Raw genomic sequence first — 20,083 nt, forward strand, 5'->3', positions numbered from 1 at the left:
CGGTCTGAGGAGACAATACGCCATGCCAGACATTGGCCTTGATGAGGGGAGCACCATGAAAGCCGAAGTCTTTCTACCTGAAGACTATCGCCCGGCTGAAGACGAGCCGTTCATGAACGAGCGTCAGGTGGAGTACTTCCGCCGGAAGCTGATCAACTGGAAAAACGAGCTGTTGGAAGGCAGCCGGGACACCATCGAGGGGCTGCAGGACAGCACCCGGGCGATCCCGGACGTGGCCGACCGTGCCAGCGAAGAAACCGACCGTGCCATCGAGTTGCGTACCCGTGACCGTCAGCGCAAGCTGGTCGCCAAGATCGACAGCGCGCTGCGCCGGATCGAAGAGGGCGAATATGGCTATTGCGAAGTGACCGGAGACCCGATCAGCCTGAAACGGCTGGATGCGCGGCCGATCGCGACCATGAGCCTTGAAGCGCAGGAACGCCACGAGCGGCGCGAGAAAGTACACCGCGACGATTGATCGTCGCCGCGGTGGGAGTTGGGGAGCGCCGGGGCGATGGCCTCGGCGTTTTTCGTCTGGGGCGGGAAATGCGATGAGCCTTGAGGGATTGAAATGCCTTGTGATCGGCGCCGGGATCGGTGGCTTGGCCGTTGCGCGCGCCTTGGCGCTGCGCGGGGCCGAGGTGACCGTGTTGGAGCAGGCCGATGCGATTCGCGAGGTCGGCGCGGGCCTGCAGATCAGCCCCAACGGCTTTGCCGTGCTGCGCGCGCTTGGGCTGTCGGATGCCTTGCGTGCGGTGGGCGTGCAGGCGCAGGCGGTCAGCCTGCGGGATTATCACAAGGGCGAGGTGACGCGGCTTGACCTGACCCGGCTGGACAGCCGCGACTATTATTTCCTGCATCGGGCCGATTTGATCGAGGTGCTGGCCGAAGGTGCCCGCGCCGCGGGGGTGCGCATCCGGTTGTTGCAGAAGGTGGCGCGGGTGGAGCCGGGCGCGCGCCCGGCGGTGTATTTGAGCAATGGTGCCGTTCTGGAGGCCGATGTCGTTGTCGGTGCCGATGGTCTGCATTCCAAGACGCGCCATGCGCTGAACGGCACGGTGGCCCCGTTTTTCACCCGGCAAGTGGCCTGGCGCGCGGTGATCCCCAATGCCGAAGGGCGCGGGCCGGAGGCGCGAATTCACATGGGGCCGATGCGCCATCTGGTCAGTTATCCGATGCGCGGCTCGAAGGTGTTGAATGTCGTCGCCGTGCAGGAGCGGGCGGCATGGACCGCGGAAAGCTGGAGCCAGAAAGACGACCCGCTGTCGTTGCGGGCGGCCTTTGGGGATTTCGGGCCCGAGGCGCAGGATATGCTGGCGCGGGTCGAGGAAGTGTATCTTTGGGGGCTGTTCCGGCATCCGGTTGCGGCCAAGTGGCATGGTGGCGGTGTGGCCCTGTTGGGCGATGCGGCGCACCCGACGCTGCCGTTCATGGCGCAGGGGGCCTGCATGGCGCTTGAGGATGCATGGGCCTTGGCGGACAGTCTGGCGGGGGCGGGCGACACGGAGGCGCGCCTGACACGATACCAGGCGCGGCGCGCGGAGCGGGCCAAGCGGGTGGTGGACGCGGCCAGCGGCAATGCATGGAAATATCACCTGAGCCTGCCGCCGCTGCGGTGGGCGGCGCATGGCTTGTTGCGTGTGGGCGGGCGTTTTGCGCCGGACCGGATGATGCGACAGTTCAATTGGATTTACGGCCACGACGAGACCGCAGTCTAAAGCGTTCCGCCTTTAACCTGATGCATCAGCGAAAGGCGGAAGGCGTGCAACGATTGAGCGGAGCACTGCGTTTCGCGAAAATCTGTTACTCAGGTTTTTCGCGAAACGCCTTAGGCGCGCTTGTCAGGCCGTTTTGGCCTGTCTCGCGCTGTCTTCAGGCGTCGAGTTCCACCCAGATGGGCACGTGATCGGAGGGTTTTTCGCGGCCCCTGATGTCCTTGTCGATCTGACAGTCCAGCAACAGGTCGGCGCATTGCGGGCTAAGCAAGAAGTGGTCGATGCGGATGCCGTCATCGCGGTTCCATGCGCCGGCCTGGTAATCCCAGAAGGTATAATGGCCGGGCCCGTGGTGGCGGGTTCGGAAGGCTTCGGTAAAGCCGAGGTTCACGATCCGGCGAAAGGCGGCGCGGCTGTCGGGCAGGGCAAGGGCATCCTTGGCCCATGCCTCGGGGCGCTTGGCGTCTTCATCTTGCGGGATGATGTTGTAATCGCCCGCCATGAGAAAGGGTTCCTCGGTTTCAAGCAGGGTTTCGGCGCGGGATTTGAGGCGCTCCATCCACTTGAGTTTGTAATCGTATTTCGGACCCGGCGCGGGGTTGCCGTTGGGCAGGTAAAGCCCGCAGAGATGCACCGGGCGCTTGTCGCCCATGACCGTGGCCTCGATCCAGCGGGCCTGTTGATCCTCGTCGTCGCCGGGCAGGCCGCGGGTGACATCCTCAAGCGGGAGTTTCGAAAGGATGGCCACGCCATTGAAGCTTTTCTGCCCGTGCGTTTCGACGGTATAGCCCATGTCCTCGAAATGTTCGCGCGGGAAATTTTCGTCGATGGACTTGATTTCCTGCAAAAGCGCGACGTCGGGCTGCGCCTCTCGTAGCCAATCAGTCAGCGCGCCGATGCGCGCCTTGATGCCGTTGATGTTGAAGCTGGCGATTTTCATGGGTGACCCCTTGGTGTTTGGCCCATCTATCGCGCAGCGTGCCCGCGGGGGCAAGGGGCACCGAACCGTCCATGGAAAACCGGAGTATCCCTTGGGTTGATTCGCGGTGTAAAAATCGTTTTTGGGTTGAAATTATCCACATTTGGGATGTGTGGATAAGAATTTATACCAGATATCGGCGCGGATTTTCCAAACGAGAACTCAGATATTTGTGCGCATGCATAGGTTGTGGATTGCGTGTGGATAACGATTAATGCGCGAAAATTCGCTTTGGAAAGCAATCTGACCGTGCAAGCGTTTGCATGCTGCAACCAACGCAACCTTGGAGAAAAACATGCTTGCACAACTGAAAACCGAAGAGCGCACCCCCCACACGGTCGAAGCCGATCTGCACGGCGGTCAGGCGGTCGAGGCCTTTACCACATCCCTGATCGCGGGCAGCGACATGGGGCTTGGTGAGGGCGTGGAACTGATGACGACCTCGTTGGGGCCGGTGGCCACGAGCGATGCCCAAACCGGTGAAGCGGTTGAGGCTTTCACCACAAGCCTTTGAGGCGTCAAGGAAACGGGGCATTCGCCCTTTGCACAGCCCTGTGAAAAGGAGATCACCGATGGATAACGTTGTTCAACTGGATGTCCCGTTTCGCCAGAACAGCATGGCCGCGCGGCAGGCGGCCATGCTGGATGTGTTCGCCAGGGAGCGCCGGTTTGACGGCGACGTGTTCTGGCTGAAGGAAAATGCCGAGGCGCTTAACGTATTGGAAAGCAGCGGCGCGGTATTGCCCGAGGGCGCGCTGGAGGTGCATCGCGCCTTTTACGACGAGATTGAGCGGCGCATGGGGTTCTTCCCGCAATATTACCGGTTTTTCCTGGGCCTTTGCCTGGACCTGGAGGACCTGGGGATTGGCGGGAACAAGGGCGAAGGCCTTGCCCGTTGGGTCGCCCAGCAAGGCCTGCCGCGGGCCGAGCTTTCGGATTTGCAACGCGCCGAGGCGCGGCGTCTGTGCCTGCGGCGCGGCGTGGACCCGGTGGCCGAGGATGAGGGGCTGACCGACCGTTTGCGCGGCTTTGCGCAGCGCTCGGAAACCTTTACGCTGCCCAACAAGAAGGCCGCCTACGAGCTGACCCATATCGTGTTTTACCTGTCGGAATATGGCCGGCGCGATCCGCAGGTGGGCAAGGATTTCATCGACAGCCTGCATTTCGCCGGAACGCTGGCGTTTCTGGAGTTGAACCTTGATTTGCTGGCCGAGATTTGCATTGCCCTGCGCTTTGCCGGAGACACCCCGCCGGAGGTTTGGGAACGCTGGCTGCGCGATCAGGCCGGGCTTTTCCGGCTGGAGGCCGTGCCGGGGCAGGGCGCGCCACAGGATGATTATCACCCGTGGCTGGTGGTGAACTGGGCGATGCAGGTGGCCGGCCAAGGCGGATTTGCCCAGCAAATCCCCGAGGGCCGCGTGGTGTTTCGCCAGCCCAGCCCGGCGGCGGGGCCGCTGCGCGAGCTGTCGGATTGCATTTACCGGATGGAGGGCGCGCGCAGTGCCGATTGGCACAAGATGCGCGACCGCGTGCAGGAGGCGCTATCGGAGGAGGCGCGCCGGGTGCTTTTGGCGGCCGAGGCCGCGACCGACCGGTTTGAGGCCTTTTTTGCCGGGTTTGCCCGGACGGGCATGCAGCAGGCCGCCCTATGACGGCGCGCCCGGTCATGCTTGGCGGGGCCTTGTGCCTTTTGTACACGCTGTTGATCACCGGGGCCGACGCCATAACCAAGCAGTTCGGCCAAGCCTATGCCGCGCCGCAACTATTTGCCCTTTCGGGGCTTTTGGTGGCGGGCCTGTGCCTTGTCATGGGCCGGGTCGGGGCTGCGCGGGGGCAGGGCCTTGGAACCCGGTGCCCAATGGCCATGACCCTGCGGGCCGGGGCCACGGTTTCGGGATCGGTCGCATTTTACTATGCCTTCGCCCTGCTGCCCTTTGCCGAGGTTTTCATCTTCATCGCACTGATCCCGCTTATGGCGGCGTTCCTGTCTGGCCCGGTTCTGGGCGAGGGGGTGCGCGGCCCGGTCTGGGGCGCGCTTGGCGCGGGGGCGCTTGGGGTGATGTGCCTGTTTCCCGGTGGGCTGTCGTCCATCGGGCCGGGGCATCTTGTGGCCATGGCGGCGGTTCTGCTTGGGACCGTATCGCTGGTCACGTCGCGCTATATCGGGCAGCGCGAAAGCAACCTTCTGGCGCAGGTGTTTTACCCCAATCTTGCGCTTGGGGTGACGATGGGCGCGGCGCTGCCGTTCGTCTTTGCGCCGATGGGCATGGCGGATGTGGCATGGGCCACGGTCTATGCCGTGTTGCTGTTCGCGGCGCGATGGGTCTTGGTGGCCGCCTTGCGGGCGCTGCCGGCCTATGTGGTGACGCCGCTGATGAATATGCAGTTCGTCTGGATGGTCGCCATCGGGGCGTTTGTCTTTGGCGAACAAACGGGGCCGGGGGTGTTTCTTGGCGCGGGGATCGTGATTGCGGCGGGCCTTTGGCTGGTGCGCGATCAGGCCCGGCCGTCGCCCGAACGTGCACCTGCATTGCCCGCGGAATAGGCAAGTCACGGCTCATGCGGTGGATTCTCATGATTTCCCCGCGAAATCCCGGCCCGAAATGCGTTAGCCTTGGCCAGATCAATAACCAAGGGGGATAATATGTTCGATTTTCTTAAGCGTCTGCGTGGGGGGGCCGAAGCCGCCAAGGAAAACCAGCGGGAGCGGTTCACACGCTTGATCGAGGAATTGAACGAAGCGATCGCCGACTTGCCCGAGAAACCGGCGGTGACGGTGACACCCGAGACCGGCAGCCTGTCGTTCGACCTGCCCGAGCAATTCCCGGACGAGGCCTTGGCGCTGCCCAAGCCGGAGGAAGACCCCGCGCCTGAAACCCGGCCCGCCGACGCGACGGAATCCGAGGATGCCGCGACGGAAGACGAGGCCAACCAAGACGAGGCCGAAGACGTTGAGGCCAAGGAAGATGAGGCCAAGGCGGCCTGAGCCGCCTTGCGTTTACATCGAAAAGGACGTGCCGCAGCCGCAGGAACTGCTGGCGTTGGGGTTCTCGATGGTAAACCGCGCGCCGATCAGTTCCTCGGTGAAATCAATCGTCGCCCCGGTCAGGAAGGGCAGGGAGATGGCATCGACCACGACTTTCTGTCCCTGACCTTCGAGGATCATGTCATCTTCGGCGGGGCTGTCCAGTTTGATGTCGTATTGAAAGCCCGAACAGCCGCCGCCTTCGACGGCGATGCGAAGGGCCTGGCCCTGGTCACCGGCGCCGATCTCGGCCAGCCGGGAGAATGCACGGTCGGTCACTTTCGGGGGCAATTGCATGGCGCGCTCCTGACGGTTCCTAATTGAATTGGTTTACAATATATGGGGCGCGTCAACAGGCGACAAGGATGGCTGTCATGCAAATGCCCTATGCCTCGGTTCCCGGTCAAAGCCGGGGCCGCTTGGTGGATGAAGAGGAAAGCGCGCATCGCTCGTGTTATCAGCGGGATCGCGACAGGATCATCCATTCCAGCGCCTTTCGCCGACTCAAGCACAAAACGCAGGTCTTCGTGGAACACGAGGGCGATTATTTCCGCACGCGGTTGACCCATTCGATCGAGGTGGCACAGGTGGCGCGGACCGTCGCCGGGGCGCTTGGCCTGAACCAGGAACTGACCGAGGCGGTGGCACTGGCCCATGATCTGGGGCACACGCCCTTTGGGCATACCGGCGAAGATGCGCTTGATGCCTTGATGCAGCCCTATGGCGGGTTCGACCATAACGCACAGGCCGTGCGCATCGTCACCAGCCTTGAGCGGCACTATTCCGAGTTCGACGGGCTGAACCTGACGTGGGACACGCTGGAAGGGATTGCCAAGCATAACGGGCCGGTCACCGGCAAGTTGCCCTGGGCCCTGGCCGAGTACAATGCGCGGCACGATCTGGAATTGCACAGCCACGCCAGCGCCGAGGCGCAGGTGGCCGCCCTGGCCGATGATATTGCCTATAACAACCACGATTTGCACGATGGCTTGCGCGCGGGCCTGTTCAGTGAGGCCGATATCCGCGCCTTGCCGATTGTCGGGCCGTGTTACGCCGAGGTGGATGCGAAATATCCCGATATCGACGATTACCGCCGACGGCACGAGGCCCTGCGCCGGGTCTTTGGCGTTATGGTGGGCGATGTGATCGAAGCCTCGCGCGAGATTCTTTCGGAGGCGGCGCCGGAGACGGCGCAGGCGGTGCGCGACCTGGGGCGCCCGGTGATCCGGTTTTCCGATCAGGGCGGGCGCGATATCCGCGCCATTCACGAGTTCTTGTTCGAACGCATGTACCGTGCGCCAAGTGTGATCGAGATGCGCAAGCGGGTGACCCATGTTGTCGAAGAGCTTTTCCCCTTTTACATGTCGCACCCGGGGCATTTGCCCGCCCGTTGGCAGGGGGATGTGGCGCAGGTTACCGATGAAACCGGGCTTGCGCGGCTGGTCAGCGACTATATCGCCGGAATGACCGATCGCTTTGCGTTGGAAAGTCATGCGCGGCTTTTGGGGGATGGCAGTATGAGTATTGAACGTGGAGGCGTGTAGACATGGCTGTTGAGACTGCTGCCGACGGGGCGTTGAGCCCGGTGATGGCAATCGCGCTTGTGGGCGCGCTTGGCGTGGGGGCGCAATGGCTGGCGTGGCGGTTGCGCATGCCGGCGATCGTGTTGATGCTTCTGGCCGGGTTGGCGGTTGGGCCGGTGTTCGGGGTTTTTGACCCCGAGCGTGATATCGGCCCCCTGATGAAGCCGATGATCGCGGTCGCCGTGGCGATCATCCTGTTTGAAGGCGGTCTGACTCTGAGCCTGCATTCCCTGCGCGGGGCGGCGGAAGGCGTGAAGCGACTGGTTGTCGTGGGCGCGCCTGTTGGCTGGCTTTTGTCCGCCTTGGCGTTGCATTACGTGGCGGGGCTTGATTGGGCCTCATCGGCTGTTTTTGGTGGTATCATGATCGTCACCGGGCCGACGGTGATCGCCCCCTTGCTGCGGCAGGCGCGCCTGCACCGGAGACCGGCGCAATTGTTGCAATGGGAGGCCATTGTCAACGATCCGATCGGTGCCCTGGCCGCGGTGCTGGCCTTCGAGGTGGTGCTTGTCCTGCAGGCGGCCGAGACCATGGGCGACGCTGTGTGGGACATGGTGCGCGGCGTGGTGGTCGCGGGGGTTTTGGGTGCTGCGTCCGGGTGGACCATATCCGAAGGCTTCCGGCGCGCCTATGTTCCCGAATACATGAAGGTGCCGGTGCTTTTCGCCGTTCTGTTGGGGGTTTTTGCCCTGTCGGATTACGTGTTGCATGAAAGCGGGTTGCTGGCCGTTACGGTCATGGGCATCTGGATCGCCAATGCCGATTTGCCCAGTTACACCGAGTTGCGCCGTTTCAAGGAACACGCAACGATCCTTCTGGTTTCGGGCGTGTTCATCCTTCTGGCCGCCAATATGGATTTCGAAACGCTGGCGCTGTTGGATTGGCGCGCGGGGCTGTTCGTTCTGGTGGTGATCCTTGCGGTGCGGCCCTTGACGGTGCTTCTGGCGCTGTTTGGCACCAATTTACCGATGAAAGAGCGTTTTCTGGTAGGGCTGACGGGGCCGCGCGGTGTGGTCCTTGTGGCCGTGGCGGGCCTTTTCGGGGAGCGCTTGGTTGCGGAAGGCATTGAAAAGGCGGCGCTTTTGACACCCTTGGCCTTTGCGCTGGTGGCGGCGACGGTTGTCTTGCATGGCTTTTCCCTGCGCCCCATGGCGCGGGCCTTGGGGCTGGCCGGGGCGGCCACGCCGGGGGTCATCATCGCCGGGGGCTCGCAGTTCGCCGCCTCGCTGGCCAAGGCGCTGCGCGATTTGGAGGTGCCGGTGTTGATCGCGGATGCCAACCGGACCCGGTTGCGGAGCGCGCGGGAAGAAGGATTGCCGGTGTTTTTCGGCGATATCCTGTCGGAGGCCGCCGAACATGGTGTTGAGATCATGAGTTTCGGCAAGGTTGTCGCCGCCTCGGACAATGACGCCTACAACACGCTTGTCGCCACCGATCTGGCGCCGGAATTCGGCCGTGACAATGTCTTTCAGCTTAAGCGCGCCAAGCAGGACAGTCGCCGCCATTCGCTGCCGTCGACCTTGGGGGGGCGCGCCATTGCCGGGGGGCTGACCTATTACGAGATCGCCTCGAAGATGAATGCCGGGTGGAGAGTGCGGGCCACGCGGCTGAGCGAGGATTTCACGCTTGATCAATGGCAGGAGACCAACCCCGATGCTATCTTGCTGGCCGAGGTGTCCGAGGGCGGGGGCCTGCGCCTTTTGGCCGAGAACGCAACGCCCAAGGCGGGGCCGGGCATGCGTGTTCTGGCCTTGATGACGCCGAAGGAGGTGGCAAAAGACGGGCAAGGATAAACAGGCGGGCGGTTTGGCCATCGGGTATGAGTGATGATGGATGCGATGGAATTCAGGGACAAGGTCGTGGTGGTCCTTGCCGCAGGCTGTACCGAAGGGCGTGATCTGGCCCGGATGGCGGCCCGTGCGGGGGCGCGCGTTGTCGTGGTGGACCATGATGAACGACAGGTAAACGCGATTGCCGCGCTGGCCCCGGACCGGATCGAGGCGCTGCGGCTTGATCTGTTCAAACCGGCGCAGTGCCGCGCGTTTTACGAGGTATGGGCGGACGAACCGTTGGATCTTTTGATCCAGTGCCATCCCCTGCGCGCGCCGCATCGCCTTGGTGCCGCTGTACAGGCCATGTCAGCCATGGCCAAGGGCTTGGCGGGGGGATTGGCGCGGGGCCGGGGCCGGGTTGTCATGCTGCATTCTGCCGTCGAGGCGGGGCAAGAGGCAGGCGACAAGGCCCTGACCCAGGCCCTGGAGGTTTTGCCGGGTGTGATGCAGGCCGAACCCTGGGCCAAGGCGCTTTGGGTGACGGGGCTGCGGTTGCCGGGGAATGGCGCCGCGCCAATGGGGCTGCGGCAGGCCCTGTGCGCGGTGATGGCGCGCGATGGTGCCTTTGCGCCGGGCCATGTCTTGCCTCTTGCGCCCGATGCCGTTGACGCGGGGCGTGGCGGTGTTAAACCGGCGCGCGACGAATGAAGGATGTGACGATGAACCTTTTCACCGAAATCCATGCGCTGGTTCTGGATGCGCTGGCCGCGATGCAGGCCGAGGGCGCGCTGCCCGAGGGGCTTGACCTTGGCAATGTGACGGTCGAGCCGCCGCGCGACCCCGCGCATGGCGACATGGCGACGAATGCCGCGATGGTCTTGGCGAAACCGGCGAAATCCAAGCCGCGCGATATTGCCGAGGATCTGGCCACCCGGTTGCGCGGTGACGACCGGATCACGCAGGCCGAGGTGGCCGGGCCGGGTTTCCTGAACCTGCGGCTGGCGCCTTCGATGTGGCAGGCGGTGATGCGCGCCGCGCTGGAAACCGGCGATGATTTCGGGCGCTCGGACATGGGGCAGGGCAAGCGCGTGAACGTCGAATACGTCAGCGCCAACCCCACCGGGCCTTTGCACGTCGGCCACACGCGCGGCGCGGTATTCGGCGATGCTTTGGCCAGCCTTCTGGATTTCGTGGGGTATGATGTGACCCGCGAGTATTACATCAACGATGGCGGCGCGCAGGTCGATGTCTTGGCGCGCTCGGTTTACTTGCGGTATCTTGAGGCGCATGGCCGCGAGGTGGCGTTCGAGGACGGCACCTATCCGGGCGATTACCTGATCGAGGTGGGCGAGGCCCTGATGCAAGAGGTGGGCGAGGCCTATGTCGATCAGCCCGAGGCCGTATGGCTGTCCGAGGTGCGCGCCTTTGCCACCGAGGCGATGATGGGGATGATCCGCGAAGACCTCAAGGCGCTTGGCGTCGAAATGGATGTCTTCTTTTCGGAAAAATCGCTGTATGGCACGGGCCGGATCGAAGAGGCGCTGGACGCCTTGGAGCGCAAGGGCCTGATCTATGAAGGCGTGCTTGAGCCGCCCAAGGGCAAGAAGCCCGAGGATTGGGAGCCGCGCGAACAGACGCTGTTCAAATCCACCGAACATGGCGATGACGTGGACCGCCCGGTGAAGAAATCCGACGGAAGCTGGACCTATTTCGCCCCCGATATCGCCTATCACTATGACAAGGTGGAACGCGGGTTCGAGATGCTGATCGACGTCTTTGGCGCCGATCACGGGGGATACGTCAAACGCATGAAGGCCGCCGTGTCGGCCCTTACGGATGGCAAGGTGCCGCTGGATATCAAGCTGACCCAGCTTGTGAAGCTTTTCAAGAACGGCGAGCCCTTCAAGATGTCGAAGCGCGCCGGCACCTTCGTAACCCTGCGCGATGTCGTGGATGCCGTGGGCAAGGACGTGACGCGCTTTCACATGCTGACCCGCAAGAACGACGCGCCGCTGGATTTCGATTTCGACAAGGTGCTGGAGCAATCCAAGGACAACCCGGTGTTTTACGTCCAGTACGCTAATGCCCGCGTGAACAGCGTGCTGCGCAAGGCACGTGAGGCCGGGATTGACGTGGAGGACGCCACGTTGGCCAAGGCCGACCTGGCCAGCCTGAGCCACGAGGCCGAGCTTTCGGTGGCCAAGAAACTGGCCGAATGGCCGCGTATGGTGGAAATTGCGGGCCGCACGAACGAGCCGCATCGCGTGGCCTTCTACCTTTACGATCTGGCCAGCGAATTGCACGCGCTTTGGAACCGGGGCAACGATGATCCGTCCCTGCGGTTCTTGCAGGAGGGCGATACGGCCACGTCACAGGCGAAAATCGCGCTGGCGCGGGCCACGACCGTTGTTATTTCCGCAGGTCTTGGTATTCTTGGTGTCACTCCGGCCGAGGAGATGCGGTAACAAAACCGCACGCATGCGCCGGGGTGAGGCAGATAAGTAATCCCCGGCGGCCATGTCCCGCCGTGGCAGTGAGGCGAGAGATGGCAGATATGCACGGGGCGCAGTATGGCGCTGCGCCGGAGCAGAACAACGGTATTGCGAAAATGGCCAATCTGGCGGGGGCGGCGGTGTCGCTGGCCCTGATCGTGGGGATTGGCGTTTGGGGCTACAAGATCATGGTTCGCGACGTCAGCGGTGTGCCGGTGGTGCGCGCCGCCGAAGGGCCGATGCGCATTCAACCCGAAGATCCGGGTGGGCGGCAGGCGTTGAACCAAGGGCTGGCCGTCAATGAGGTGGCCGCCGTGGGCACTGCCTCGGGGCCGGTCGAACAATTGATCCTTGCGCCCGAACCGCTGGACCTGACGCTGGAAGATACCCCGCCGCAAGAGGTGGCCGAGGCGGCCGCATCGGCAGAAGACGAGGCGACCCCGACCGCCGAAGCGGGCGAGCCGCGCAGCGCCGAAGACGAGGCCGTGCAACTGGCCGCGGTCGAGGCCCTGGCGAATGAGCTTTCGGATGGCGTGACGCCCTTGGAAGACCTTTCCCCGGTGACCGAGCCCGCGCCGAAGGCCGAGGTGAAAGGGGGTTTGAAGGTTTCTCTGCGTCCCAAGCTGCGTCCGGCGGGCCTGTCGAACCTGCAACAGGTGGCCGCCGCGCCCGAACCGAGCGGCCCCCGTGACGTCGACCCCGAGAGCATCCCAACCGGCACCCGTTTGGCACAGCTTGGCGCTTATGAATCCGCCGAGGTTGCCCGCAAGGAATGGACACGGATTTCAGGCCGCTTCGAGGATTACCTGCAAGACAAGGATCGCGTGATCCAGAAGGCGCAAAGCGGCGGGCGGACCTTTTATCGCCTGCGGGCCATGGGGTTTGACGACCTCAGCGATGCGCGGCGCTTTTGCTCGGCCCTGGTGGCCGAAAACGCCGAATGCATCCCGGTGGTGACACGGTGAGCGGCGGCATCGGGGCCTGTATCCTTGATGCCGAGGGCCTGCGCCTGACCGCCGAAGAAAAACGGTTTTTCGCCGGGGCCAACCCCTTTGGATTTATCCTGTTCGCGCGCAATATCGACACGCCCGATCAGGTGCACGCGCTGTGTGATGAGCTGCGCGAGGCCGTGGGGCGCGAGGCGCCCATCACCATTGACCAGGAAGGCGGGCGTGTGCAGCGCCTGCGGGCGCCACTGTGGCGCGAATGGCTGCCGCCGCTTGAGCATGTCGAGGCGGCGGGGGACCGCGCCGAAGAGGCCATGTACCTGCGCTATCGCATGATTGCGCATGAATTGCGCGATCTAGGCATCGACAGCAATTGCGCCCCCTTGGTCGACGTGGCGGGGGCGGCAACACACCCTTTCCTGAAAAACCGCTGTTACGGCACCGATCCGGCACAGGTGGCGCGCATGGGCCGGGCCGTGGCCGATGGCATGTTGGAAGGCGGGGTTTTGCCGGTGCTCAAGCATATCCCGGGCCATGGCCGCGCGCAGGCCGATAGCCATCTGGAATTGCCCGTGGTCGATGCCCCGCGCGACGATCTGGAGGCGGTGGATTTCCTGCCGTTTCGCGCGCTCAATGGCCTGCCCATGGGGATGACGGCGCACCTGGTTTATTCGCAGATCGACCCGCGCCCCGCGACCCTTTCGCCGGTGATGATGCAGCTGATCCGCGACCAGATCGGCTTTGACGGGCTGATCATGACCGATGATATTTCGATGAAGGCGCTTTCGGGGTCGTTGGAGGAGATTGCCACGGGGTCCATCGCGGCGGGCTGTGACGTGGTCTTGCTGTGCAATGCGACGCTTGAGGATCGCCGGGCCGTGGCCGAAGCGTCGGGCCGCTTGGAAGGGGCATCCGAGGCCCGCGCGGCCCGCGCCATCGCCGCCCGTCAGACCCCCACGGAGGTTGACATTCCCGCCCTTGAGGCAAAGCTGGACGCGCTGATATCAGGGCGCGGTGATGGCTGAGGACGATTTCGAGACAGAAACCACGGTGACCAGTGTTTCCGACCGCATGGCGGCGGAGGCGCTGATCGTCGATGTGGACGGCTTTGAAGGGCCTTTGGACGCGCTGTTGACCCTCAGCCGCACGCAGAAGGTGGACCTGCGCAAGGTTTCGGTTTTGCAATTGGCGCAGCAATATCTGGCCTTTGTTGACCGGGCCAAGCAGTTGCGCATCGAACTGGCCGCCGATTATTTGGTCATGGCGGCATGGCTGGCCTTTTTAAAGTCGCGCCTGTTGTTGCCACCCGACCCCGAGGAAGAGGGGCCATCGGGCGAGGAACTGGCCGCGCATCTGGCGTTCCAGCTTGAGCGCCTGCAGGCCATGCGCGAACATGCCGCGAGGCTGATGGCGCGCGATCAGATGGGCCGCGATTTCTTTGTCCGTGGCGTCCCCGAAGATGTGCAGAGGGTCAAGAAGGTCACCTATACCGCGACGCTGTTGGACCTGATGCAGGGTTATGCCCGCATCCGCACCAAGGATGAATTTCGCCCCTATGTCATGGATCGCGATGCGGTGTTCACGCTGGAGCAGGCGCTTGAACGGATGCGGCCCCTGATTGGGTTTGCAGGCACGTGGACCGATATTTCCACCTATCTGCCCGAGGAGTTCGCCGGGGATCCGGCGCGCATCCGGTCGGCCACGGCCTCGACCTTTGCGGCCTCTTTGGAACTGGTGAAAGAGGGGCGTGCCGAGATCAGGCAAAGCGAAACATTCGCGCCCATCGAATTGCGGCGCAAGGATTAAGATCATGTCGGAAGATATTGAAAACGCAGGGGAAACCGGCGACGGTTCGCAAACGGCAGAAAGCCTGTTCGAGGCCCCGCCCATCGCCGAGCAGGAACGCATGTGCGAGGCGATCCTTTTTGCCTCGGCCGAACCGGTGAGCATCAAGGAGATGGAGGCGCGCATGCCGCATGGCTGTGACGCTGCCGAGGCCATGGTGCACCTGCGCAAGCGGTACGAGGGGCGCGGGGTGCGCGTGGTCAAGGTTGGGGATGCATGGGCCATCCGCACGGCGCCCGACCTGGGGTTCCTGATGCAAAAGGAAACCGTGGAGACCCGCAAGCTGTCCCGCGCGGCGATCGAGACGCTTGCCATCATCGCCTATCATCAGCCCGTCACCCGCGCCGAGATCGAGGAAATTCGCGGTGTGTCGGTCAGCCGGGGCACGGTGGATCAACTGCTTGAGATGGAGTGGATTCGCTTTGGTCGCCGCCGGATGACGCCGGGCCGTCCGGTGACCTTCGTGGTCACGCAGGAATTCCTGGATCACTTCGGGTTGGAATCGGCGCGTGATTTGCCCGGGCTGAAAGAGTTGCGCTCGGCCGGTCTTTTGGAAAACCGCCCGCCGCCCGGGGCGATGCCGCAAGTGGGCGACGGCGAAGATAGCGAGGAAGACGACGAGGATCAAAGCGAGATGTTCGAGGAGTGAGGGAAATTTACCCTCGTGCCCTGAAAATTGCACGATTCCATGTTATATGAGCCCCAGAGGCACGGAAGGAGGGCGCAATGAACGCCAACCAGATCATCAATATGGTCATGCGAATGGTCATGCGCAAAGTGATTGGCACGGGCATCAACAAGGGCATGGGCGCTGTCAGCAAAGGTGTTGGCAAGAATCGTCGGCCCCGCGATCCCGATCAGCAATAAGCGGTTCGCGCCGTGTCAGGCGCGGAAATGCTTGGATAGCTTCAGGCCCTGACCCTGGTAATTCGATTTGATCCCCGCACCATAAAGTTGCTGCGGGGCCTGATCCATGTGTTCATAGACCAAGCGGCCCACGACCTGCCCGTGTTCAAGCACGAAGGGCGCTTCGTGACAGCGGACTTCCAGAACCCCGCGTGATCCCTTGCCGCCTGCCGCGTCGTGGCCGAAGCCGGGGTCGAAGAACCCGGCATAGTGCACCCGGAATTCGCCAACCATGGCCAGATAGGGCGCCATCTCGGCGGCATAGTCGGGGGGGATATGCACCGCCTCGCGGCTGACAAGGATATAGAACGCACCGGGATCAAGGATGATCCGCCCGTTGCCGGAATGTACTTCTTCCCAGTATTCCGCCGCGTCGTATCCAGCGATGTTATCAAGGTCGATGACCCCGGTGTGGGGCTTGGCCCGGTATCCGACCAGCGTGCCCTTCTCAGGGCGCAAATCGACGGAAAAGCCCAAGCCATCGCTGATGACGGCCTCGCCATCCACAAGCGGCGTTTCGGCGTGGAGGGCGCGAAGCGCGTCGTCGGGCAATTGCGCCTGGCCCGCGCGGAAGCGGATTTGATTGAGGCGCATCCCCGGACGGACCAGAACCGAGAAAGACCGCGGGCAGATCTCGGCGTAAAGCGGGCCGGAATAGCCCTGTGCGATGCGGTCGAATTCGGTGCCGCCATCGGTGATGGCGCGGGTCAGCAGATCAAGCCGCCCGGTCGAGGATTTGGCATTGGCCACCGCCTGCATATCGGAGGGCAGGTCGAGATGCTCCATCAGGGGCACGACATAGACACAGCCCTTTTCCAGCACCGCGCCTTGGGACAGGTCGATGCGGTGCATCTCGAACTCTTCCAGACGCTCGGCGACGGTGCGGCCATGCCCGGCCAGAAACGAGGCGCGAACGCGGTAGGCGACCGTGCCAAGGCGCAAATCAAGACTGGCGGGTTGGACTTGTTCGGGCAGGATGGCGGGTTGGGCAGAAAGACGGCCATCGGCGATCAGGGCCGAGATCTGCTGGCTTGCCAAAACACCGGTCATTGTCGCCCTCCCTGCGCGGGCGCCCTGCATCGGATCGTGCCGGGGCAGGGGCCAGAAATGTCGGGGGCGGTGTGAAATGGTCGGGCTAGCAGGATTCGAACCTGCGACCTCCCGTCCCCCAGACGGACGCGCTACCAGACTGCGCTATAGCCCGACTGAGGCGTTACATACCTGTTTTCGCACCGGGAACAAGGGGGATTCTTGCAAATTTCTTCGAAACTCAGGCCTTGGCCGAGGTTCCGTCGTGCAGCTTGCGAAGGCGATCCATCAACGGTGCCAATTCGCGTGCCGTCTCCGGGGCGATTGGCCCGGCGTGATCCAGAAGATGCGACAGGAAACCGGCCTTGGTGGCGATGTCATCCTCGGGGTCGTCGGGTATATCGACCGTTGCAGGGGCGGGCAGCGTATCTGGCGCGTCCTTCGCCGCGGTCGCGGTATCGTCCCCGGTGGCAGCGGGCGCATCTTGCGGGGCATCTTCCGTGTCGCGCTGATGCAGGAAGCTGGGCATGACGGTCTCGACCGGGGAGGCGTCGTCCTGCGCGGTTTCGGAGGCGTCTGTGCCGCTGGTTTCAGGGGGCTCTGATGCGTAGCCGGTTTCAGCCAAGGCATTCAAAACCGTGTCCTCCGCGCTGTCGGGAACGCCCCCGGCCAGGGTATCCGGGGCCTGGGTCGGTGTGGTGGCGCTGTCGTCAATTGCCACACTGTCGGGCGCGTCCGCGGCAAGGGTGTCGGGGGCTTCCGACGGGGGGCTGACGTTGTCATCCGCTGGCATGGATGAGGCGACCTTGGAGGTGGTGCTGGACGCGTGGTGCGGTTCGTCTTCCGCTTCCACGTCCGGTTCTGGTTCCGCCGCTGGCGGTGCGGATGATGTGGCATCCTCTTTCCTGGACGAGGATTTGAAATCGACAACCGTGGCGCCTGTCGATTCCAAAGGCTCTGCATCCAAGGTGATGCCGCCATCGGCGGCCTCGACCTCTTCGTCGAGAGGGGCTGACAGGGACGCGACGTGCTTGATGCCTTGTTCGCGCAGCACCTTTTGAACACCTTTGATGGTCATGCCATCGTCGTGCAGCAGTTTCTTTATCCCGCCAAGCAAGCGCATATCGGCCGGCCGATAATAGCGACGCCCACCGGCCCGTTTGACGGGTTTGACCTGACTGAATTTGCTTTCCCAGAACCGCAGGACATGCGCCGGGGTCTCAAGCCAATCGGAGACTTCGCTTATGGTGCGAAAGGCATCTGCGGATTTGGGCATAACGGATGCGGTTACCCTTTGTTGCCAGCGGCCACACGTTCCTTCATGAGATGCGAAGGCCGGAAGGTCAGCACACGGCGGGGTTTGATCGGAACCTCCTCGCCGGTTTTCGGATTGCGCCCCACGCGGGCGGATTTTTCACGCACCGAAAAGGTGCCGAAGGACGAAATCTTGACCTGCTCGCCGGTGGCCAGGGCATCCGACATATGTGTCAGAACGCTTTCCACCAGTTGCGACGAGTCATTGCGCGAAAGCCCAACTTCACGAAAAATGGCTTCGCTCAAATCCAGTCTTGTTAATGTCTTGTTTTGCATCACGACCCCTCTGTCTTTGGACAGACTTTAGGGCCGAAGGATTTTCCGAGTCAATGTCAACGGCTTGCAGGCTGTTCTTTAACCCCCGGAAAAGAGCGATTTTTTGCGCTTTACCAGCGTAAAATCACCGAGCCCCATGCCAACCCGCCGCCGATGGCCTCGGAAAGGACCAGGTCGCCCGGTTTGATTTTGCCTTCGGAAACGCCAACCGAAAGCGCCAGCGGAATCGACGCCGCCGAGGTGTTGCCGTGGTCCTGAACGGTGACGATAACCCGGTCCATCGGCACAGCCATCTTCTTGGCTGTGCCCTGGATGATGCGAATATTGGCCTGATGGGGAACGATCCAATCAATGTCGGACCCGGCAAGGCCGATTTTGCCCAGGGCCGTATCGGCGGTCGAGGTCAGCTTTTCAACGGCTTGCCGGAAAAGCGGGTTGCCCTGCATGCGCAGTTTCCCGGCCGAGCCGGTGGTGGAAACCCCGCCATCGACGTAAAGCATGTCGCGATAGCGCCCGTCAGAGTTGATATCCGACGAAAGGATGCCGCGATCGGTATTGTCGCCTTGGCCGTCCTGCGCGCCAAGCACCAATGCACCGGCGCCATCGCCAAACAGAACGCAAGTCGACCGGTCGGTCCAATCCATGATTCGGCTGAATGTTTCGGCACCGATCACCAACAGGCGTTTTGCCTGTCCGGCAATGATCAGGGCATTGGCATTGGCCAGCGCATAGATGAAACCGGCGCAAACCGCCTGCACGTCAAAGCCGAATCCGTGGTCCATGCCAAGGTCGCGTTGCACCATGGTGGCAACCGACGGAAAGGTCAGGTCGGGGGTAGAGGTGGCAACGATGATGCCATCGATGTCATCCACGCCCAGCCCGGCGTTTTCAAGGGCGGCCTGCGCCGCGTGCACGGCCAAGTCCGACGTGGTTTGATCATCGGCGGCAAAGTGCCGACGTTCAATGCCGGACCGGGTGCGAATCCACTCATCCGAGGTATCCAGCGTTTTTTCGAATTCCGAGTTGGGAACCACACGGTCGGGCAGGTAATGTCCAACGCCTTCGACAACGGCGCGTAAAGTCATTCTTTTTCACCGTCGCTTGAGTCTTCGGTCGTTGCATCTTGTTCGAGCATTGAGGCGGATGCAACCCGCGCCGCAAGCTTTTCATTGAAACCGGTCTGGGCCAGTTGGAAGGCCAGTTTCACCGCCGAGGAGACGCCCATTTCATCGGCCGCGCCATGGGATTTGACGACCGTTCCGTTCAGGCCAAGGAACACCCCGCCATTGGCGCGGCGCGGGTCGACGCGTTTTTTCAAACGCTTGAGAGAGGTATAGGCCAGAAGCGAGGCCAGGCGCGACAGCGGCGAATATTGGAAGGCTTCGCGCAGCAAGTCGGTGATCAGCCCGGCGGTGCCTTCGCCGGTTTTCAGCGCCACGTTGCCGGTAAACCCATCGGTCACGATCACATCGCATGAGGTGCCGGGCAGGTCACGCCCCTCGACGAAGCCGACGAATTCGAAATCCGCATGCCGTGCATTGGCCGAGATCAGGTCGTGCGCTTCCTTGAGTTCGGCGCGGCCCTTGTGTTCCTCGGTGCCGACATTCAGCAATCCGACACGCGGGCGGGTCAGGTCAAACCCGTTGCGCGCATAGGAAACCCCCATGAGGGCATATTGCATGAGATCCTTGGCGTCGGCGCGGATATCGGCGCCGCCATCCAGCATGATGTTGAAGCCTTGCGGGTTTTGCGATGGCCAAAGCACGCCGATGGCCGGGCGGTAAATGCCGGGCAGTTTGCGCAGGCGCATGACGGACAATAGCATCAAGGCCCCGGTGTTGCCGCAGGAAACGCAAACCGTGGCCTCGCCGTCGCGGACCGATTCAAGGGCCGACCACATCGAAGTTTCGCGCCCGTTGCGCAAAACATTCGTGGGCTTGTCTTCCATTGACACGACGTCAGGTGCATGGCGCACCTCGCAGCGTCCGGCCAGATCGCGGCGCTTTGCCACCAAGGGCTCCAACACCTTTTTCTGACCGTGCAGAATAAAGCCGATGTCGGGATTCTTATGCGCCGAACGGGCAATGCCGGCAACCACGGCTGCCGGCCCCTGATCGCCACCCATGGCGTCAACTGAGATAACGATGCGCCCTTGCGCCGCGGTCGAGTGATCCGATCGTGCGGTCATGCGGACGCCCGC

22 protein-coding genes and 1 tRNA gene are annotated in these 20,083 nt (G+C 62.9%); 15 read left to right on the plus strand and 8 right to left on the minus strand.

All coding sequences use genetic code 11. The features are described 5' to 3' along the window. Positions 1-22: 22 nt before the first annotated feature. Together dksA and RBB32_RS00880 are read left to right on the plus strand one after the other, a co-directional pair. A complete protein-coding gene (gene dksA / locus RBB32_RS00875) occupies positions 23-478 on the plus strand; it encodes an RNA polymerase-binding protein DksA (RefSeq protein ID WP_306150786.1) in 456 nt (151 codons plus the stop codon). Between the two features lie 73 nt (positions 479-551). Continuing rightward, positions 552-1,718, plus strand: coding sequence for an FAD-dependent monooxygenase (locus RBB32_RS00880; protein ID WP_306150787.1), 1,167 nt, complete (start codon positions 552-554; stop codon positions 1,716-1,718). A gap of 154 nt (positions 1,719-1,872) precedes the next feature. Here RBB32_RS00880 and xth read toward each other — a convergent pair whose 3' ends face one another. Beyond that, positions 1,873-2,655: an exodeoxyribonuclease III gene (xth, locus tag RBB32_RS00885; protein WP_306150788.1), complete on the minus strand. Its 783-nt coding sequence runs from the start codon at positions 2,653-2,655 to the stop codon at positions 1,873-1,875. A 334-nt stretch (positions 2,656-2,989) separates the two neighbouring features. Here xth and RBB32_RS00890 point away from each other — a divergent pair, with 334 nt between their 5' ends. The 4 genes from RBB32_RS00890 to RBB32_RS00905 all read left to right on the plus strand — a co-directional run bounded on the left by RBB32_RS00890 (position 2,990) and on the right by RBB32_RS00905 (position 5,680). Then, a complete protein-coding gene (locus tag RBB32_RS00890) occupies positions 2,990-3,208 on the plus strand; it encodes a DUF6749 family protein (RefSeq protein ID WP_306150789.1) in 219 nt (72 codons plus the stop codon). Positions 3,209-3,266: 58 nt separating this feature from the next. Beyond that, positions 3,267-4,346 carry a hypothetical protein gene (locus RBB32_RS00895; protein ID WP_306150790.1) on the plus strand — a complete coding sequence of 360 codons (1,080 nt, stop codon included), beginning with the start codon at positions 3,267-3,269 and terminating at the stop codon, positions 4,344-4,346. Next, a complete protein-coding gene (locus RBB32_RS00900) occupies positions 4,343-5,239 on the plus strand; it encodes a DMT family transporter (protein ID WP_306150791.1) in 897 nt (298 codons plus the stop codon). The genes RBB32_RS00895 and RBB32_RS00900 overlap by 4 nt, the downstream gene beginning before the upstream one ends. Positions 5,240-5,338: 99 nt before the next feature. Beyond that, positions 5,339-5,680 (plus strand): hypothetical protein, encoded by a 342-nt coding sequence (locus RBB32_RS00905; protein WP_306150792.1) that lies wholly within the window; start codon positions 5,339-5,341, stop codon positions 5,678-5,680. A 12-nt stretch (positions 5,681-5,692) separates the two neighbouring features. Here RBB32_RS00905 and RBB32_RS00910 read toward each other — a convergent pair whose 3' ends face one another. Continuing rightward, positions 5,693-6,016 (minus strand): iron-sulfur cluster assembly accessory protein, encoded by a 324-nt coding sequence (locus tag RBB32_RS00910; RefSeq protein WP_306150793.1) that lies wholly within the window; start codon positions 6,014-6,016, stop codon positions 5,693-5,695. Between the two features lie 77 nt (positions 6,017-6,093). On the opposite strand from RBB32_RS00910, the gene RBB32_RS00915 reads away from it, so the two are divergent. From RBB32_RS00915 to RBB32_RS00955, 9 genes are all read left to right on the plus strand, one after another. Beyond that, complete coding sequence (locus tag RBB32_RS00915) at positions 6,094-7,263, plus strand: deoxyguanosinetriphosphate triphosphohydrolase (protein ID WP_306151141.1); 1,170 nt, start codon at positions 6,094-6,096, stop codon at positions 7,261-7,263. Positions 7,264-7,265: 2 nt separating this feature from the next. Continuing rightward, positions 7,266-9,095 (plus strand): sodium:proton antiporter, encoded by a 1,830-nt coding sequence (locus tag RBB32_RS00920; protein WP_306150794.1) that lies wholly within the window; start codon positions 7,266-7,268, stop codon positions 9,093-9,095. A 33-nt stretch (positions 9,096-9,128) separates the two neighbouring features. Then, positions 9,129-9,782 (plus strand): SDR family NAD(P)-dependent oxidoreductase, encoded by a 654-nt coding sequence (locus RBB32_RS00925; RefSeq protein ID WP_306150795.1) that lies wholly within the window; start codon positions 9,129-9,131, stop codon positions 9,780-9,782. Between the two features lie 11 nt (positions 9,783-9,793). Continuing rightward, positions 9,794-11,539, plus strand: coding sequence for an arginine--tRNA ligase (argS, locus tag RBB32_RS00930; protein WP_306150796.1), 1,746 nt, complete (start codon positions 9,794-9,796; stop codon positions 11,537-11,539). 80 nt (positions 11,540-11,619) lie between these two features. Then, complete coding sequence (locus tag RBB32_RS00935; RefSeq protein ID WP_306150797.1) at positions 11,620-12,531, plus strand: SPOR domain-containing protein; 912 nt, start codon at positions 11,620-11,622, stop codon at positions 12,529-12,531. After that, positions 12,507-13,538, plus strand: a complete 1,032-nt coding sequence (gene nagZ, locus RBB32_RS00940) for a beta-N-acetylhexosaminidase (protein WP_306150798.1) — start codon at positions 12,507-12,509, stop codon at positions 13,536-13,538. The genes RBB32_RS00935 and nagZ overlap by 25 nt, the downstream gene beginning before the upstream one ends. Next, positions 13,531-14,319, plus strand: coding sequence for a ScpA family protein (locus RBB32_RS00945; protein ID WP_306150799.1), 789 nt, complete (start codon positions 13,531-13,533; stop codon positions 14,317-14,319). Before nagZ ends, RBB32_RS00945 begins: the two co-directional genes overlap by 8 nt. 4 nt (positions 14,320-14,323) lie before the next feature. Further along, positions 14,324-15,007 carry an SMC-Scp complex subunit ScpB gene (gene scpB, locus RBB32_RS00950; protein ID WP_306150800.1) on the plus strand — a complete coding sequence of 228 codons (684 nt, stop codon included), beginning with the start codon at positions 14,324-14,326 and terminating at the stop codon, positions 15,005-15,007. Positions 15,008-15,084: 77 nt separating this feature from the next. Next, complete coding sequence (locus tag RBB32_RS00955) at positions 15,085-15,225, plus strand: hypothetical protein (protein ID WP_306150801.1); 141 nt, start codon at positions 15,085-15,087, stop codon at positions 15,223-15,225. Between the two features lie 15 nt (positions 15,226-15,240). Here the strand turns inward: RBB32_RS00955 and RBB32_RS00960 are convergent, their stop codons facing one another. From RBB32_RS00960 to plsX, 6 genes are all read right to left on the minus strand, one after another. Beyond that, positions 15,241-16,314: a 2'-deoxycytidine 5'-triphosphate deaminase gene (locus tag RBB32_RS00960; RefSeq protein WP_306150802.1), complete on the minus strand. Its 1,074-nt coding sequence runs from the start codon at positions 16,312-16,314 to the stop codon at positions 15,241-15,243. Between the two features lie 77 nt (positions 16,315-16,391). Next, positions 16,392-16,468, minus strand: a tRNA-Pro gene (locus RBB32_RS00965). Positions 16,469-16,534: 66 nt separating this feature from the next. Further along, the gene (locus RBB32_RS00970) at positions 16,535-17,569 is read right to left on the minus strand and encodes a MerR family transcriptional regulator (RefSeq protein WP_306150803.1); all 1,035 of its coding nucleotides are present in this window, start codon (positions 17,567-17,569) and stop codon (positions 16,535-16,537) included. 11 nt (positions 17,570-17,580) lie between these two features. Further along, the gene (gene ihfA, locus RBB32_RS00975; RefSeq protein ID WP_306150804.1) at positions 17,581-17,883 is read right to left on the minus strand and encodes an integration host factor subunit alpha; all 303 of its coding nucleotides are present in this window, start codon (positions 17,881-17,883) and stop codon (positions 17,581-17,583) included. A gap of 110 nt (positions 17,884-17,993) precedes the next feature. Next, a complete protein-coding gene (locus RBB32_RS00980) occupies positions 17,994-18,968 on the minus strand; it encodes a beta-ketoacyl-ACP synthase III (protein WP_306150805.1) in 975 nt (324 codons plus the stop codon). After that, entirely contained in the window at positions 18,965-20,071 is a 1,107-nt protein-coding gene (gene plsX / locus RBB32_RS00985; RefSeq protein ID WP_306150806.1) for a phosphate acyltransferase PlsX, read from the minus strand. The genes RBB32_RS00980 and plsX overlap by 4 nt, the downstream gene beginning before the upstream one ends. Between the last annotated feature and the right edge of the window lie 12 nt (positions 20,072-20,083).

It is taken from the genome of Roseovarius sp. MMSF_3281 (genome assembly GCF_030733685.1).
In the GTDB taxonomy this organism is placed as follows: Bacteria; Pseudomonadota; Alphaproteobacteria; order Rhodobacterales; family Rhodobacteraceae; genus Roseovarius.

Bases quoted from the DNA above. Each gene is read 5' to 3' on its own strand.
- dksA (WP_306150786.1), top strand. From the start codon at position 23: ATGCCAGACATTGGCCTTGATGAGGGGAGCACCATGAAAGCCGAAGTC.
- RBB32_RS00880 (WP_306150787.1), top strand. From the start codon at position 552: ATGAGCCTTGAGGGATTGAAATGCCTTGTGATCGGCGCCGGGATCGGT.
- xth (WP_306150788.1), bottom strand. From the start codon at position 2,655: ATGAAAATCGCCAGCTTCAACATCAACGGCATCAAGGCGCGCATCGGC.
- RBB32_RS00890 (WP_306150789.1), top strand. From the start codon at position 2,990: ATGCTTGCACAACTGAAAACCGAAGAGCGCACCCCCCACACGGTCGAA.
- RBB32_RS00895 (WP_306150790.1), top strand. From the start codon at position 3,267: ATGGATAACGTTGTTCAACTGGATGTCCCGTTTCGCCAGAACAGCATG.
- RBB32_RS00900 (WP_306150791.1), top strand. From the start codon at position 4,343: ATGACGGCGCGCCCGGTCATGCTTGGCGGGGCCTTGTGCCTTTTGTAC.
- RBB32_RS00905 (WP_306150792.1), top strand. From the start codon at position 5,339: ATGTTCGATTTTCTTAAGCGTCTGCGTGGGGGGGCCGAAGCCGCCAAG.
- RBB32_RS00910 (WP_306150793.1), bottom strand. From the start codon at position 6,016: ATGCAATTGCCCCCGAAAGTGACCGACCGTGCATTCTCCCGGCTGGCC.
- RBB32_RS00915 (WP_306151141.1), top strand. From the start codon at position 6,094: ATGCAAATGCCCTATGCCTCGGTTCCCGGTCAAAGCCGGGGCCGCTTG.
- RBB32_RS00920 (WP_306150794.1), top strand. From the start codon at position 7,266: ATGGCTGTTGAGACTGCTGCCGACGGGGCGTTGAGCCCGGTGATGGCA.
- RBB32_RS00925 (WP_306150795.1), top strand. From the start codon at position 9,129: ATGATGGATGCGATGGAATTCAGGGACAAGGTCGTGGTGGTCCTTGCC.
- argS (WP_306150796.1), top strand. From the start codon at position 9,794: ATGAACCTTTTCACCGAAATCCATGCGCTGGTTCTGGATGCGCTGGCC.
- RBB32_RS00935 (WP_306150797.1), top strand. From the start codon at position 11,620: ATGGCAGATATGCACGGGGCGCAGTATGGCGCTGCGCCGGAGCAGAAC.
- nagZ (WP_306150798.1), top strand. From the start codon at position 12,507: ATGCATCCCGGTGGTGACACGGTGAGCGGCGGCATCGGGGCCTGTATC.
- RBB32_RS00945 (WP_306150799.1), top strand. From the start codon at position 13,531: ATGGCTGAGGACGATTTCGAGACAGAAACCACGGTGACCAGTGTTTCC.
- scpB (WP_306150800.1), top strand. From the start codon at position 14,324: ATGTCGGAAGATATTGAAAACGCAGGGGAAACCGGCGACGGTTCGCAA.
- RBB32_RS00955 (WP_306150801.1), top strand. From the start codon at position 15,085: ATGAACGCCAACCAGATCATCAATATGGTCATGCGAATGGTCATGCGC.
- RBB32_RS00960 (WP_306150802.1), bottom strand. From the start codon at position 16,314: ATGACCGGTGTTTTGGCAAGCCAGCAGATCTCGGCCCTGATCGCCGAT.
- RBB32_RS00970 (WP_306150803.1), bottom strand. From the start codon at position 17,569: ATGCCCAAATCCGCAGATGCCTTTCGCACCATAAGCGAAGTCTCCGAT.
- ihfA (WP_306150804.1), bottom strand. From the start codon at position 17,883: ATGCAAAACAAGACATTAACAAGACTGGATTTGAGCGAAGCCATTTTT.
- RBB32_RS00980 (WP_306150805.1), bottom strand. From the start codon at position 18,968: ATGACTTTACGCGCCGTTGTCGAAGGCGTTGGACATTACCTGCCCGAC.
- plsX (WP_306150806.1), bottom strand. From the start codon at position 20,071: ATGACCGCACGATCGGATCACTCGACCGCGGCGCAAGGGCGCATCGTT.